Source organism: Kushneria indalinina DSM 14324 (assembly GCF_003385845.1).
GTDB lineage: Bacteria > Pseudomonadota > Gammaproteobacteria > Pseudomonadales > Halomonadaceae > Kushneria > Kushneria indalinina.
Genome location: NZ_QRDJ01000007.1, coordinates 218,922 through 234,172, shown reverse-complemented (window position 1 = coordinate 234,172; position 15,251 = coordinate 218,922). Strand labels below are relative to the sequence as shown.

Here is a 15,251-nt window from a genome sequence, read left to right as displayed (position 1 = left end):
CGGCAACTTCCTCGCCACCATGCGGTCAGTGGCGAAAAAGGCGGGCAATATTTGTCAGATAGAGGCGAGGTAAAAATCGTTGGAATCCAGGAGAAGATACGCTGATAAGGTGTGATAAAGCCCTGTCAGGAAACAGGGCCTTTCTGCCAGATCACTACGCTCTCAAGCAGTGTGCTGACCACCTTGTCACTGTCATCGGCCAGCTCGAAAAGCGTCTGTTTCAGCAGCCAGTCCGTGATCACGCCCTTGAGACAGGAAAGCAGCATGGACGCTGCCATGTCGGGCGTCAGATCGTTGCGCAGGGCAATCTCCCCGCTGGCGACCCCACGCCGGAAGGTCTGGCTGATCATGTCGCGACACTCCTGCATATGCAGGTCAAGCTGATCATTGACCCAGGAAAATTCGCCGATGAATTCATTGCGTGACGAGGTCAGCAGCAAAATGCGCTGAAGGCGGCTGTCGCGTGACAGCGATTCAAGGTCCTGCACCAGCGTCAGACGCAAAATGGACACGGGCGCGTGAGCGCGCTGCTCGCACTGCGCCAGATGCGCTGCCAGGCGCTCGGTCATCTGACGCTTGCGCTCCAGAAGGGCGGCCAGGATGCTGGTCTTGCCCTCCGGGAAATGCCAGTTCAGCGCACCACGGGTCACACCGGCACGTGTGGCAATATCGTTGTGCGTGGTACGGCTAAGCCCCTTTTCGATAAAAAGGTGCTCGGCGGCGTTCATCAGCGACTGGCGGGTCAGTTCCGCTTCTTCCTTGGTCTTTCTCATGGACGTCGTCTCGACGTTAAACCTGTCATAAAAGGGCATTGCCGCGCGGACAGGGCGTTTCACGCAGGCGAGCGCACAATAATGCATACATGCGCGATTGTATATTTACAGCCAGGGATCATGAATAAGTCATTGGTCTTCTACGTCGATTTCAGCGTTCCGGCATGGTGAAAAGCCATTGTGTCGCGTCGGGCGATGGCATCACCGGGTTGATGGCCTGAAATTCGTTACCTACCTTATAAACTCCTGACAGCACGTAATAAGGCCCATGGCAACGCATCATGGCGCCACCGAACATGAACCATCGATCCAATACCCATAAAACGTGATCCGGTGTCCGCGATCCCGGCTACTGAAGTGATCACGATCATGCAAGACCGTACAAGACTAACGATGAGGACCTGACTCATGGCACCTGTTATCCGTCATTCGACGGGCGTAGGGTTCTGTACGCCCGGCGCCCAGGCTGAAACCGCCGAACAGCCCACTGCCGCTTCCGGCAAACATTCTTCCGAGACCCGCCGCATCACTCTGACCGTCAACGGCCGGCAGCACGATCTGCAGGTGGCGCCCAACGCCGTACTGCTGGACGTGCTGCGCGAGCAGCTGAATCTGTTCGGCACCAAGAAGGGCTGTGATCACGGCCAGTGCGGCGCCTGCACCGTTCATGTCAACGGGCGCAGCGTCAACAGCTGCCTGATGCTGGCCTGCATGCAGGAAGGCGCCGAGATTGTCACCATCGAAGGACTGGCCGAAAGCGCCGGCTTCGAGCTGGGGCATCATCCGGTACAGGACGCCTTTCTGGCCCACGATGCCTACCAGTGTGGCTACTGCACGGCCGGCCAGATGATGACCGCCGCCGCCATCATCAACGATGACAGCATCGATGGCGATGAAGTGTCGCTGCGCGAGGCCATGAGCGGCAACATCTGCCGCTGTGGTGCCTACAAGAACATTCTCGATGCGGTACAAAGTGCCCGCGGCCAGATGCGGGGAGGGGAATAACATGAGAGCGTTCGAACTTGAAAGCGTCGAGGCCATCGATCAGGCCGTCAGCCATCGCCGTGTTCACGATGGCGAGGCCTTTATTGCCGGCGGCACCACGCTGCTGGATCTGGTCAAGCTCGATGTCATGCAGCCCGAGAAGGTGGTGGATGTCACTCGCCTGCCGCTCAAGCGCATCGAGACACTCGAGGATGGCCGTCTGAAGATTGGCGCGCTGGTCTCCAACACCGAGCTTGCCAAACACGAGATCGTGCTGCGCGACTATCCGGTACTCAGCGAGGCGCTGCTGTCGGGGGCCTCGACCGGCCTTCGCAACATGGCCTCGACCGGTGGCAACGTCATGCAGCGCACCCGCTGCCCCTACTTCCGTGATCCGGACATGCCGTGCAACAAGCGCGAGCCGGGCACGGGCTGTTCGGCGCTTGACGGCATCAACCGCAATCACGCCGTGCTGGGCACCAGCGAGCACTGCATCGCCACGCATCCCTCCGACATGTGTGTCGGCATGGTGGCCGCCGGCGCCACCCTGGTGCTGGAAGGCCCTGACGGCCAGCGCGAAGTCGCCTTTGAGGACTATCACCTGCTGCCGGGCGACCACCCCGAGCGCGAGCACGACCTGAAGCCGGGCGAGCTGATCACCCACGTGATTCTGGATACCCCGCGTGGCGGCGGCCAGCACTATCTCAAGCTGCGCGATCGCGCCTCCTACGAGTTTGCGCTCGCCTCCTGTGCGGCCATCGTCAGCCTGGACGGCGACAACGTCAGCGAGGTGCGCGTCGCACTCGGCGGTGTGGCGACCAAACCCTGGCGCGCTACAGCTGCCGAAGAGGCGCTCAAGGGCCAGCCGGCCACCCAGGAGAATTTCGAGCGTGCCGCCGACGCCGCCTTCACTGATGCAGTGGCCTATAGCCATAACGGCTACAAGATCACGCTGGGCAAGCAGGCCATTGCGCGTGCGCTCAGGGATGCCACCGCCCGCGCACGTGCCTGATCAGGGAGAGATCACATGACCACCGATACCGGAAAGACCCGCGAATACAACCTGAGCGCCGAAAAGCCGCGCATTGACGGCACCCTCAAGCTGACCGGCGGGGCCGACTACGCCGCCGACCGTAACCTGCCGAACCAGACCTATGGTTATCCGGTCACCAGTACGATTACCAGCGGCAAGCTGGTGTCGCTGGAGCTGGACGAGGCGCTGGCGATGCCGGGCGTGCTGGATATCTTCCATCACGACAACTTCGACCAGCTCAGTCGCTCGCCCAACAGCTTCGCCGACGAGAACCTGACCAGCGAACCGCGTCTGCCGTTCGAAGACAACGAGATTCACTATCAGGGACAGTACATTGCGCTGGTGGTGGCCGACACCCTGAATCACGCCCGCGCAGCGGCGATGAAGGTCAAGGCCAACTATGAGCGCAGTGATGAGTTCCTGACCGATATCAAGGCGCTGGATCGCGGCGAAGGCGAGCTGCCCGGCGAAGAGCAGCCGGGTGACGCCTCCTCGATTGGCGATGCCGACTCGGCGTTCGAATCGGCCAGCGTCAAACTCGATCATCGTTACTCGATCGCCCAGGAAAACCACAGCGTGATGGAAATGCACGCTTCGGTGGCGCAGTGGGAAAACGACATGCTGACCATCTATGAGTCCTCTCAGGGCGTGGTCTTTCAGCGCAACGCGCTGTCGAAAATATTTGGTATACCGCCCGAGAAGGTGACGGTCATCTCGCACTTCATCGGCTCCGGGTTTGGCAGCAAGCTCTTCATGTGGCCGCACGCCATCATGACGGCCGTGGCGGCACGTCGGCTGGGCCGTCCGGTCAAGACAGTGCTGTCGCGTACCCAGGAGTATCTGGCGACCGGCTATCGCCCGACCTCGCTGCAGCGTGTGCGTCTGGGCGCCGATGACAGCGGCAAGCTGCTTTCCATCCATCACGATGGCTGCAACGAGAGCTCGCCGGCCGGCAAGCACGACGACACCGTCAGCGGCGCCACGCCCAAGATGTATGACTGCGGTGGTAATGCGGCCGTCACCAATCGCCTCGTCACGGTCAACAAGTGCCCGCCGTGCCCGATGCGCGCTCCGGGGGAAGCCTCCGGCAACTTCGCGCTGGAAACGGCGATGGATGAGCTGGCGGTCAAGCTGGAGATGGACCCGCTGGCGCTGCGAAAGAAAAACTTCGCGGCCGCCGATCCGACCTCTGACCTGCCCTGGTCCAGCAACCATCTCAAGGAGTGCTGGGATGACGCCGCCAGCCGCTTTGGCTGGGACAAGCGCAATCCCACGCCCGGTGCAATGCAGGACGGTGACGAGATCATCGGCTATGGCATGGCGACCCAGAGCTGGGAAGCGATGCGCCAGCACTGCAGTGCGCGCTTTGGCTTTCGCGCCGACGGCTCCCTGCTGGTGGCCTGCGGCACGCAGGACATCGGCACCGGCACCTATACGATCGTGGCGCAGACGGCCAGCGAGCTGACCGGGATTCCCATCGAAATGGTCGATGTGCGTCTGGGCGATTCGCAGCTGCCGTCCGGCCCGCTTTCCGGTGGTTCGATGGCGACCTCCACTGTCCTGCCGGCGGTTTCGGCGGCCTTTGATGAGGCGCTGTCACAGCTCAAGTCGCTGGCCACGGCCGAAGGCGGCGTGTTTGAAAACGCCGACCCCGACACCATTGAAATCCAGAGCGGCAAGCTGGTGCAGGGGGATCGCAGCGTCGAGATCACGCAGCTGCTGGCGGACAACCAGCTGGGGCTGATCGACGGTGAGGCGTCCGCCCAACCCGGCGACGAGCAGAACCAGTACAGCTTCCGCTCCTTCGGCGCCGTGTTCGTGGAAGTGCGCTGGGATCCAGGCATCTCGCGTCTGCGTGTGGCACGCGTGGTCTCGACCATCGATATCGGTCGCGCCATCAACCCGATGACCGCACGCAACCAGGTTGAGGGCGGCATTGTCATGGGGATCGGCATGGGGATGTTCGAACAGGCCGAGTTCGACCAGAATGGCTATCCCTACAACAACAACCTGGCGGACTACATTCTGCCGGTGAATGCCGATATGCCGAAGGTCGAGGTGGACCTGCTCGACTATCCCGACTATCGACACAATGCGTTCGGTGCCCGCGGGGTCGGCGAGATCGGCCTGACGGGCGTGGCCGCCGCCATTTCCAATGCGGTCTATAACGCTACCGGCAAGCGCATTCGCGACATGCCGATCTCGATCGAAAAGCTGCTGTCCGCCTGAGTCCGGACCTGCTTTTGAGTAGGGCAGGGCCGGTTCTTGTAAAAGGACCGGCCCTTTTATTGTGGCTCTGCAAGGATCAGGCACAGCCCCTGAAAAGGTGTTGAAAAGGTTCGGCGATAAACTGGCAATCGTTGCCAACCCGGGCCAGGCTGAACATCGTTCGCCGGCAAACGATAGTCCAGACGAACGACAATCCTGACGAATGATAGTTCTGACGAATGATAGTTCTGGCAAACGATAGTCCCGGCAAACGACAGTCCCGGCAGACGACAGTCGGGACAAGCAACAGCCCCGACAGTCACTGACATACCCCACGACTTCAGAGCGCCTCAAGGCGCCATCATTGGTGGCTGGCACCGCCGATGCCCCGCATACCGACCGTGAAGACACAGGGCACACATGAACGCTTGTGCCCTGGTGCAATGAGGAGTGACACATGAGTGATCACCAAAACAATGGCGACTCAAGGGTCGAGACCTTTGATGCCCGTTCGCCTTCAAGGCGACGATTTCTCAAATCCATGGGCGCCTCCGGCCTGGCGGCCGCCACGGCGCCTGCCTGGGCGCAGATTGCCCAGGCCAGCCAGCAGCAACAGAACGCGCCCGTCGAGCCGCAGGACGATGGTGCGCCCGCCGAGGGCGAGCAGCAGATTCAGCTCACCGTCAACGGCGTGGAGCACACCCTGAACGTCAAGCCCAACGCGGTGCTGCTCGATGTATTGCGCGACCGGCTGATGCTGACCGGCACCAAGAAGGGCTGCGACCAGGGCCAGTGCGGCGCCTGTACGCTGCTGGTCAATGACACGGCGATCAACTCCTGCCTGTCGCTGGCGGTCTCCCACGATGGTGACAGCGTGACCACCATCGAAGGGCTCTCCAACGGTGACGAGCTGCATCCGGTGCAGGCGGCCTTCTGGGAACATGACGCCTACCAGTGCGGCTACTGCACTTCGGGGCAGATCATGAGCGCGGTGGCGATTCTCAACGATGACAACATCGGCTCGGACGACGCCTCGGTGCGCGAGGCGATGAGCGGCAACATCTGTCGCTGCGGCGCCTACAAGAACATTCTGGCTGCCGTGCAGGATGCCCGCGGCAAGATGGAAGGAGCGAGCTGATGCGCGAATTTGACTATGCACGAGCCGACAGCCCCCGCCAGGCGGTATCGACCCACGGCAGCAATGAGCAGGCGGCCTATCTGGCCGGCGGCACCACGCTGCTTGATCTGGTCAAGATCGACATCATGCGCCCGGAGCAGGTGGTCGACATCAACCGGCTTGATCTCAATGAGATCGAAACGCTTGATGACGGCCGCACCCGCATCGGTGCACTGGTGACCAATACGGCCCTGGCGCGCCATGAGCGCATCCAGAGCGACTACACCGTGCTCAGCGAGGCGCTGCTGTCGGGGGCCACCACGCAGCTGCGCAACAAGGCCACCACTGCCGGCAACGTCATGCAGCGCGTGCGCTGCCCGTACTTTCGCGACGGCGTCTCGAGCTGCAACAAGCGCGAGCCGGGCTCGGGCTGTGCCGCCATCGAGGGCCATAACCGCTCGGTGCACGCCGTGCTCGGCACCAGCGAGCACTGTATCGCCACCCATCCCTCCGACATGTGCGTGGCGATGGCCGCCATCGGCGCCACGGTCACCGTCGAAGGCCCCGAGGGCCAGCGCGAGATCGATTTTCTCGACTTTCATCTACTGCCCGGTGATGCCCCCGAGCGCGAGCACAACCTGAAGCCGGGTGAGCTGATCACGCATGTGACGCTGGATGCGCCGCTCAACAACGGCCGCTCGGGCTATCTCAAGCTGCGCGATCGCGCCTCCTATCAGTTCGCGCTGGCCTCGAGTGCCGTGATCGTGACACTCGATGGCGACACCATTGTTGATGCCCGTGTGGCACTCGGTGGGGTAGGCACCAAACCCTGGCGCGCCCATGAGGCCGAAAAGGCCCTCAAGGGACAGCAGGTCAGCGAGTCGAGCTTTCAGCGTGCCGCCGAGATCGCGATGCAGGGCGCCACGCCATACGCCCACAACGCCTTCAAGATCCCGTTGGGTCAGCAGGCCATCGTGCGCAATCTCACCACCCTGACCGCCTGAAGGTCTGATCAGACAGGAGAACGTCATGAGTGACAGCATCATTGGCGCCGGACCGAAGCGCATCGACGGCCAGCGCAAGGTGACCGGCGAGGCGCCCTACGCCGCCGACCATCATCCTGACAACATGGCCTATGGCTACGGGGTTTTCAGCACCATCGCCAGCGGTACCATCACCGGTCTCGATCTGGAGGCGGCGCGCCAGTCCCCCGGGGTGATCGACATCTTTCATCACAATCACTTCCCCGAGCTGCACCGCACGCCGTCTTCGATGGCCCAGGGCAACAAGGTCGAGGAGACCCGTCTGCCGTTCGAGGACAACCGGGTCCATTACGAAGGTCAGTTTGTGGCACTGGTGGTGGCCGACACGTTTGACAACGCCCGCGCCGCGGCACGCAAGGTGGGCGTGAGCTACCAACGCGATGACGCCATCGCCAATCTCGATCAGGGCGTGAAGGCCCATGGGACAAAGCCCGGCAGTGGTAACCACGAGCGCGGCGACGCCGAAGGCAACTTCGATGGCGCCGCCCACAGCATCGATGTGACCTATACCACACCGGTCGAGACCCACAACCCGATGGAGATGCACGCCTCCGTGGCGAGCTGGGAGGGCGATCGCCTGAGCATCTTCGAATCCTCTCAGGGGGTGGTGCAGCAGCGCGGCGCGTTGTCGAAAATTTTCGGCATTCCGCCGTCACACATCCGGGTCGAATCGCCGTTTATCGGCTCGGGCTTTGGTTCCAAGCTCTGGATGTGGCCGCACGCCGTGGCGGCGTCCGTCGCCGCACGCGAAACCGGGCGCCCGGTACAGCTGGTGGTGCCCCGCCCGCAGATGTTCACCACTACCGGCCATCGCCCGGAGACGCGCCAGCGCATGCGTCTGGCCACCGACGACAACGGTCGGCTGGTATCGCTGCGTCACGAGTCGATCAACACCACCTCGTTTACCGATCAGTACGTCGAGACCTGCGGCAGCGTCACCCAGAGCCTCTATTCGTGCCCGAACCTGACGGTTTCTCATGAGACCACCCGGGTCAACCGCGGCACGCCCACCTCGATGCGTGCGCCGGGCGCGGCCCCGGGGCTGTTTGCGCTGGAATCCGCCATCGACGAGATGGCACTGGCCGCCGGGGTTGATCCGCTCGAGTTTCGCCTGAACAACTACGCCGACCGCGACGAGAGTCAGGATCTGGATTTTTCCAGCAACCACATCCGCGAGGCCACCGAAAAGGCCGCCGAGAAGTTTGGCTGGCATGACCGCAATCCGGAAGTCGGTTCGATGCGCGACGGTCACGAGATCGTCGGCTATGGGATGGCGGCCTGTAACTGGGAGGCGATCAAGCGCGAGTGCGAGGCGCGGGTCTCGCTGCGCGCCGACGGCACGGCCTATGTCACCTGTGCCACCCAGGACATCGGTACCGGCACCTACACCATCATTGCCCAGACGGTGAGCGACATTACCGGCCTGGGGCTTGAGAAGATCACTGTACGACTGGGGGATACCAGCTACCCGAACGGGCCGATCTCGGGTGGCTCCTGGACCACGGCCACCACGTTGCCGGCGGTCGCGGCGGCCACCCGTGAGGCGATCAAGGAGCTCAAGGGTTACGCGACCTCGGAGAAGGGCGACTTTGCCGATGTCGATAATGACAGCGACAGCCTCGTGTTCGAAAACGGCCAGCTGACCCATGACGGGCAGGGCGTGAACTACGTCGACGTGCTCAAGGGTCAGAAGCTGGCCAGTGCCGACGGCCACGCCCATACCCAGGGCGCCGATGACCGCTACTCCTATCGCTCCTTCGGGGCACACTTTGTGGAAGTGCGCTGGGACCCGGGCATCTCGAATCTGCGCGTCTCCCGGGTGGTCAGTGCCATCGACGTCGGCCGCGTGATCAACTCCCTGACGGCGCGCAACCAGGTCGAGGGCGCCATCGTCATGGGGCTGGGCATGGCCCATTTCGAGGCCACCGACTATGACGCGCGCAATGGCCGACCGGTGAACAACAACTACGCCGAGTACGTGGTGCCGGTGCATGCCGACCAGCCGCCGGAGGTCGATGTGATCCTGCTCGACTATCCTGACCTTGAGTTCAACGAGTTCGGCGCCCGCGGGATCGGTGAGATCGGGATTACCGGCATGGCGGCGGCGGTGGCCAATGCGGTCTATCACGCCACCGGCAAGCGCATCCGGGACCTGCCGATCTTCAAGGAAAAGCTGATGGAGAACATCCCGGCCGTGCAATCGGCCTGAGGTGTCAGGCATCTCCTTCATGCATGCCGGCGCCCGACAGGGCGCCGGCTTTTTAATGTCCGAACACGGGCCGGGGCATCGCAAGGCGCGGCCGTTTTTATCGACAGGAGAACCGCATGACACTCAACCATCTGCGCCATCATGAGCGCTTTGCCTATCGCCCGATCACCGACCGCGATGATTTTCGCTGGCCCGGCGATACGCGCCTGGCCGTCTATGTGGGCGTCAATCTGGAGCACTTTGCCTTTGGCGAAGGGCGTGGCCCCGGTATTGCGCCGCCGGCGCCGGAAGGCGAGCCGGACGTGCTCAACTACGCCTGGCGAGAATACGGCAACCGCGTGGGCGCCTGGCGCTTTCTGGAGATGCTCGATGAACTGTCGCTGCCCGCCGGGGTGATCGCCAATACCTCGATTCTCGACCACTGCCCCGAGCTGCTGGAGGCCTTCATGGCCCGCGGCGATGAGCTGATCGGTCACGGCCATACCAACGCCGAGCGCCAGGGCCAGCTCTCGCTCAATGATGAGGCGGCACTGATCAACCGCTGCCGCGAGCGCCTGACGAGCCACTTCGGTACGGCGCCCGAGGGCTGGCTCTCGCCCTGGATCTCGGAAAGCGATCGCACCCCGGATCTTTTGCAGGAGGCCGGGTTCTCCTACACGCTCAACTGGGCGCACGATGACCGCCCGATTGCCATGCGCACCCGCCGCGGTCAGCTGCTGTCGATTCCCTATCCGCAGGAGCTCAACGACATCCCGACCATCTCGACGCATCGGGTCAGCATGAGCGAGTTCGCCACCATGATGCGCGATCAGTTTTTCGAGCTGCTTGAGCAGTCGCGTCATCAGCCGCTGGTCATGGGCATCGCCCTGCACCCCTGGCTGACCGGCCAGCCCTTCCGGCTGCGGCTGCTGAGAAAAGTGCTTGCTGATCTTGCCGGTCATCGTGAGGCCGAGGGCGTGTGGTGGACCACGCCCGGGGCGATTGCCCGCCACGTGGCCAGACAGAACGTGTGACACGATCGAATGCATCAATGAGCAAGGAGGTTGTGAATGACTGACGACACCGCAGCGCCGCGCGTGGCGATGATATCGGGGGCCAACCGTGGCATCGGCGCCGCGATTGCCAGGCGCCTGAAAGAGGAGGGCTGGCAGCTGAGTCTGGGCGTGCGCCGGCACGACGAGATCGACCCGGCGCTGACCGGCGATAACGTGCTGGTGCATCACTATGACGCCGCCGATGCCGGTCTGGATCAGGCGTGGGTCGAGGCCACGATCAATCGCTTCGGGCGCCTTGATGCACTGGTCAACAACGCCGGCATCATGATTCCCAAAACGGTGATCGAGGCCGAAGATGCCGACATCGACGCGATTTTCGACATCAACGTCAAGGCGCCGTTGCGGCTGGCGCGCGCGGCCTGGCCGCATCTGAAAAAAGCCGGTACCGGGCGCGTGGTGTCAGTGGTGTCGCTGTCCGGTCATCGGGTCAAGAGTCCGCGTTCGGGGCTCTACGCGATGAGCAAGTTTGCCGCCCTTGCGCTGTCTCACGCGCTGCGCAAGGAGGGCTGGGAAGACGGCGTACGCGCCACGGCGCTGTGCCCGGGGCTGGTCGCCACCGACATGGGCGAGTCGGTCGGCAACATTCCGCCCGAGCAGATGACGCAACCCGAGGACCTGGCCCGGCTGGTGTCGATGGCACTGAATCTGCCCAATACCGCAAGCCTTGCCGAGCTCAACGTCAACGCCTCGCTGGATGACTACTACTGAGGCGTTCGGCCGCGGTGACTTTCCAGCCTGCGGGATCAGGACGACAATGGGGCCATTGCGGCGATCCCGCTTTCCTTTCATGTGGCCTGCAGATGGAGAAAAAAAGATGAAGACTGCCCTGCGCTGGAGAACGTCGGTCTGGATGGCACCGGTATTGCTGGGTGCGTTGATGATCAGCGGCCAGGCGCTGGCCCATGCCCATCTGAAGGCGTCCAGCCCGGGCGAGGGGGAGAGCATTTCCGCCCCGCACGAGATCACCCTGAGCTTCAGCGAAGGCCTGGAGCTGGCCTTCAGCGAGGTCGACGTGGTGGGCACCGACGGCAATTCGGTCGAGCTTGACGAGGCCCGCCTGCAGGACGGCGGCAGGACCCTGGTGACGCCGATCAGTGATGAACTCGAAAGCGGCAGCTACGACGTGCACTGGCACGTGCTGTCGGTCGACGGCCACAAGACCCAGGGGCAGTACCGCTTTGATGTTTCGCCGTGATCGAGCCGGCCACGGCGCTGCTGATAACGCGCCTTGTCTTTAACGTGGCCGCACTCCTGCTCTGGGGCGGGAGTGCCTGTCTGCTGCTGATCAATGATCAAACGCTGCGCGAACTGCTCTGGCACCGCCTGCGTCCCTGGGGCGTAGGCGCGGCGGGGCTTGCCGGTTTCGCTACCCTGGCGGGCCTGCCGGTGCTGACTGCCTCGCTCGGCAGCGGCTGGGGGAATGCGCTGGAGAGCCACATGCTCACCCTGGTGGCCACGCGTACCCTGGTGGGCAGCGTCTGGGGCTGGCAGCTGGCCGCCATGGTGGTGATGGGCGCGGTGCTTATCGTGCCGGCGTTGCGACGCCCGGCAGGTGTCAGCGTCGCCTCGGCGCTGATGCTGGCCACGCTCACCGTCTCGGGGCATACCGCCATGCACGACGGCGCGGTCGGCGTGCTGCATCGTCTCAACGATTGGGGCCATCTGCTGGCCGGTGGTTTCTGGCTGGGCGCGCTGGTGCCGGTGGTACTGCTGCTGGGGCAGTTGAAGCAGCCGGCAATGCGACAGGGCGCTATTCAGGCGCTGATCCGCTTTTCCAGCGTCGGGCATCTGGCGGTGGCGCTGGCGGTGCTGACAGGCATGGTCAACACCTGGCTGGTGGTGGGCGGTCTGCCGCTGGATGGTGATGTGGTCTATCAGTGCGCGCTGTGGCTCAAGGTCGCGCTGGTGGGGCTTCTGGTGGCCATGGCGATGTTCAATCGCTACTGCCTGGTGCCCCGGCTTGCCCGGGAGGCCGGCGCGCTGCAGCGCCTGCGCCGGGTCTCCATGGCGGAAATCGCTATTCTCATCGGCGTGGTCGCGCTGGTGGGCTGGTTTGGCACCCTCCCGCCGGGCCACGGTTGATCGTCATGGTGGTTCTAGCCGGGCCATGTTCAAAAAGCGCCTCAGCTGTCGAGAAAGTCGCCCAGCGTCATTTCCAGGGTTTCCCGCGGGATGTCGCGAGTGATAAAGACCAGCCGCGACAAGCGCACACCGCCCGGCCACGCCTCGAGTTCGACCGGCGGGTGAAAGAGATGCTGCACCCCGTGGATGACCAGTGGTCTGTCCCGGCCCTCGATATCCAGCATGCCCTTGATGCGCAGCATGTCGTGGCCCATCAGGCTGGTGATCAGCGACAGCCAGGCTTCAAGACGTGCGGCCTTGATGGGGCGCTCGAACACAAAGCAGTGCGCGCGGATGTGGTCATCGTGGCGGTTGGGATCAGGAAGCGGCGCGGCGGGCATCATGCCGGCCTGAACCTCGGCTTTATCGACGCTTGCAAACATCGCACCGGGAGACAGCGTGGGCGAATGCGGGGTGGGGGCATTTGAGGCGGCCTCACCTAGCCAGCGCTGAATATCGGCGCTGCGCGCTTCCATATCCTCCGGCCCCAGACCCAGCAGGTCATCGGCTTCGATATGGCCGTGATCGAGCAGCTGCTGGGTGGCGCCCGGGTTGATCACCGCCAGACGCTGGCGCAGCGCGTTGAGCTGTTCTTTACTCGCCACGTCCTGCTTGGTGATCAACAAAAGATCCGCCATCGCCGCCTGACGCAGCGCCTCTTCATGACGATCCAGGGTCATGCTGCCACTGGCGGCGTCCATCACCGTGACGATGCCATCCAGTGCATAGTGGCGCGCCACCTTCGCCTCGCTGATCAGGGTATGCACGATGGGCGCCGGGTCGGCCAGCCCCGTGGTCTCGATGATCAAACGGTCGAACTGGCGCTGCCCCTCGCGGGAAAAGCGCCATACCGCGTCCCGGAGCGTACGGGCCAGGTCGGTGCGGATCGAGCAGCAGATGCAGCCGTTGCTGAGCTCGATCTGCTCGCCATCGGTGCTGGCGGCAAACAGTTGATGGTCCAGCCCGATCTCGCCGAACTCGTTGATGATGACCAGTGCCCGCGACATGCTCGGCTGCTGCACCAGCTGATTGAGCAGGGTGGTCTTGCCACTGCCCAGAAAGCCGGTCAAAAGGGTCACGGGGATGCGTCGTGCGGGCGTTGAAGAAGTGTCGAGATAGGACATGTCATTGCCTGAAGGATGCGAGGGGCGGCCAGCGCCGATGGCTAATAATGTTATTTTATAACATTTTCGTCAATCGTCCCTGTCCAGTCACGGTCCCTGCATCCTCAGGCCCGGTTTGTTGGCGCCTCGCCGCGTGCCGGGCTGTCCGGAATCGGAAAGACCACGTCATAGACCCAGTTAAAGACAAAGGCGTAGACCACATAAAAGAGCGCCAGCGAGGTGACCAGCGGTGCGGCCTCGGCCAGGGTCTGGCCCAGATAAAGGGCAATCAGTGGCAGCAGCACGCAGATCAGGCCCAGTTCAAAGCAGATGGCGTGAATGACGCGCATGAACACGTTCTTGTGCACATGGCCGCGCAGGCGCTTCAGCGCGTGATCCACGCCCAGGTTGTAGACGTAGTTCCAGATCGTGGCGACCACGGCGCTGATCACGCCGACCATGCCCATGTGGCTGATGCTTAGTGAAAAGAGCAGGTGCCCCAGCGGCATGACGATCAAAAGGCCGATGATTTCAAACATCAGCGTGTGGCGAATGCGATCAAGGGTGGTGCGCATGGTGTCGAGCTTCCGGTAAGTGATGCTGCGCACTATCATTCATGAAAGTGCCAAAACCAAGTTGGAACCCATCTGTTTTGCAGATGGATCTTCGATCGATTTCTTTCATTGTGTAGAGCCTGCGATGACCCCGACGCTGGAACAGCTCAATGCCCTTGTTGCCACCGCCGAAACCGGATCGTTCTCGGCCGCGGCGCGCCGCCTTGGCAAGGCGCAGTCGCTGGTCAGTACCCACGTGGCCAATCTGGAGCTGGATCTGGGCCTGACGCTCTTTGATCGCAGCGCCCGCCTGCCGGTGCTCACCGAAAGTGGCGTGCGCATGGTGGAAGAGGCGAGAGGCGTACTGGCCCGGCGCGAGCGCTTTCTGGGCGTGGCGCGCCGGCTGGAAGCCCATATCGAGCCGCGTCTGAGCCTGGCCATCGACGAGTTTTATCCCGAGCACCTGATCGGCGGACTGATGCAGGATTTTGCCCGGCAGTTCCCGAGCGTGGAGGTAGAGATGCACTTCCCCCTGCTGGAGGATGTCGGGCGCATGCTGGAGTCGGGTCAGGCGGATCTGGGCGTGATCTGCCGCCCGCAGCCCCTGTTTCCGGCGCTCGAGACCCGCCCGCTGGGGCGCGTACCGCTGCGGCTGGTGTGTGGTCGGACGCACCCGCTGACGGATGAGGCAAGCGTGACCCCCGAGGCGCTGCGACAGCATCGCCAGCTGATCGTGGCCACCCGCGGCCAGCCCGGTTCGCGGCTGGCCGAGCGCGTGGGCGCGGATGTGTGGTGGGTGGAAAGCCACTTCGTGATGCTGGAGCTGGTCAAGCACGGGGTGGGCTGGACGCTGATGTCCGATCACGTGATTGCGGCCTCGCCGGCGCGCCCGTCACTGGTCACGCTGACCGCACCGGCGCTTGAGCGCTGGGTCGCACTCGAGCTGGGCTGGCATGCCAGTCGCGGGCTGGGCGTGGCCGGCAGCTGGCTGCGCGACCGCTTCCTCGCCCAGCCCCTGACGCCGCCGGTCGTACTCGAACGCGGCTGAGCG

General features: G+C 63.3%; 14 protein-coding genes. 11 read left to right on the top strand and 3 right to left on the bottom strand.

The genetic code is table 11. The features are described 5' to 3' along the window. Positions 1-125 precede the first annotated feature (125 nt). Positions 126-773, bottom strand: coding sequence for a TetR family transcriptional regulator (locus C8D72_RS07655; protein WP_211308805.1), 648 nt, complete (start codon positions 771-773; stop codon positions 126-128). A gap of 408 nt (positions 774-1,181) precedes the next feature. Here C8D72_RS07655 and C8D72_RS07650 point away from each other — a divergent pair, with 408 nt between their 5' ends. The 10 genes from C8D72_RS07650 to copD all read left to right on the top strand — a co-directional run bounded on the left by C8D72_RS07650 (position 1,182) and on the right by copD (position 12,504). Further along, positions 1,182-1,778 carry a (2Fe-2S)-binding protein gene (locus C8D72_RS07650; RefSeq protein WP_115853826.1) on the top strand — a complete coding sequence of 199 codons (597 nt, stop codon included), beginning with the start codon at positions 1,182-1,184 and terminating at the stop codon, positions 1,776-1,778. A 1-nt stretch (position 1,779) separates the two neighbouring features. Then, positions 1,780-2,769, top strand: coding sequence for an FAD binding domain-containing protein (locus C8D72_RS07645; RefSeq protein WP_115853825.1), 990 nt, complete (start codon positions 1,780-1,782; stop codon positions 2,767-2,769). Positions 2,770-2,784: 15 nt separating this feature from the next. Next, positions 2,785-5,019 (top strand): xanthine dehydrogenase family protein molybdopterin-binding subunit, encoded by a 2,235-nt coding sequence (locus C8D72_RS07640; protein ID WP_115853824.1) that lies wholly within the window; start codon positions 2,785-2,787, stop codon positions 5,017-5,019. Between the two features lie 436 nt (positions 5,020-5,455). Further along, the gene (locus tag C8D72_RS07635) at positions 5,456-6,136 is read left to right on the top strand and encodes a (2Fe-2S)-binding protein (RefSeq protein WP_115853823.1); all 681 of its coding nucleotides are present in this window, start codon (positions 5,456-5,458) and stop codon (positions 6,134-6,136) included. Next, positions 6,136-7,119 (top strand): FAD binding domain-containing protein, encoded by a 984-nt coding sequence (locus C8D72_RS07630; protein WP_115853822.1) that lies wholly within the window; start codon positions 6,136-6,138, stop codon positions 7,117-7,119. Before C8D72_RS07635 ends, C8D72_RS07630 begins: the two co-directional genes overlap by 1 nt. A gap of 25 nt (positions 7,120-7,144) precedes the next feature. After that, on the top strand, positions 7,145-9,367 hold the full coding sequence (locus tag C8D72_RS07625) for a xanthine dehydrogenase family protein molybdopterin-binding subunit (protein WP_115853821.1): 2,223 nt from the start codon (positions 7,145-7,147) through the stop codon (positions 9,365-9,367). A 116-nt stretch (positions 9,368-9,483) separates the two neighbouring features. Beyond that, positions 9,484-10,380: a polysaccharide deacetylase family protein gene (locus tag C8D72_RS07620; RefSeq protein WP_115853820.1), complete on the top strand. Its 897-nt coding sequence runs from the start codon at positions 9,484-9,486 to the stop codon at positions 10,378-10,380. Positions 10,381-10,416: 36 nt separating this feature from the next. Next, positions 10,417-11,130 carry an SDR family NAD(P)-dependent oxidoreductase gene (locus tag C8D72_RS07615; RefSeq protein WP_115853819.1) on the top strand — a complete coding sequence of 238 codons (714 nt, stop codon included), beginning with the start codon at positions 10,417-10,419 and terminating at the stop codon, positions 11,128-11,130. A gap of 106 nt (positions 11,131-11,236) precedes the next feature. Further along, positions 11,237-11,617, top strand: coding sequence for a copper homeostasis periplasmic binding protein CopC (gene copC, locus C8D72_RS07610; protein ID WP_211308804.1), 381 nt, complete (start codon positions 11,237-11,239; stop codon positions 11,615-11,617). Next, complete coding sequence (copD, locus tag C8D72_RS07605) at positions 11,614-12,504, top strand: copper homeostasis membrane protein CopD (RefSeq protein ID WP_115853818.1); 891 nt, start codon at positions 11,614-11,616, stop codon at positions 12,502-12,504. Before copC ends, copD begins: the two co-directional genes overlap by 4 nt. A 41-nt stretch (positions 12,505-12,545) precedes the next feature. Here the strand turns inward: copD and C8D72_RS07600 are convergent, their stop codons facing one another. Both C8D72_RS07600 and C8D72_RS07595 read right to left on the bottom strand, forming a co-directional pair. Next, the gene (locus tag C8D72_RS07600) at positions 12,546-13,667 is read right to left on the bottom strand and encodes a CobW family GTP-binding protein (protein ID WP_115853817.1); all 1,122 of its coding nucleotides are present in this window, start codon (positions 13,665-13,667) and stop codon (positions 12,546-12,548) included. Between the two features lie 104 nt (positions 13,668-13,771). Then, a complete protein-coding gene (locus tag C8D72_RS07595; protein ID WP_245955193.1) occupies positions 13,772-14,254 on the bottom strand; it encodes a PACE efflux transporter in 483 nt (160 codons plus the stop codon). A gap of 91 nt (positions 14,255-14,345) precedes the next feature. Between C8D72_RS07595 and C8D72_RS07590 the strand changes: the two genes are divergently transcribed. Beyond that, on the top strand, positions 14,346-15,248 hold the full coding sequence (locus C8D72_RS07590; RefSeq protein WP_115854455.1) for a LysR family transcriptional regulator: 903 nt from the start codon (positions 14,346-14,348) through the stop codon (positions 15,246-15,248). Positions 15,249-15,251: the final 3 nt, after the last annotated feature.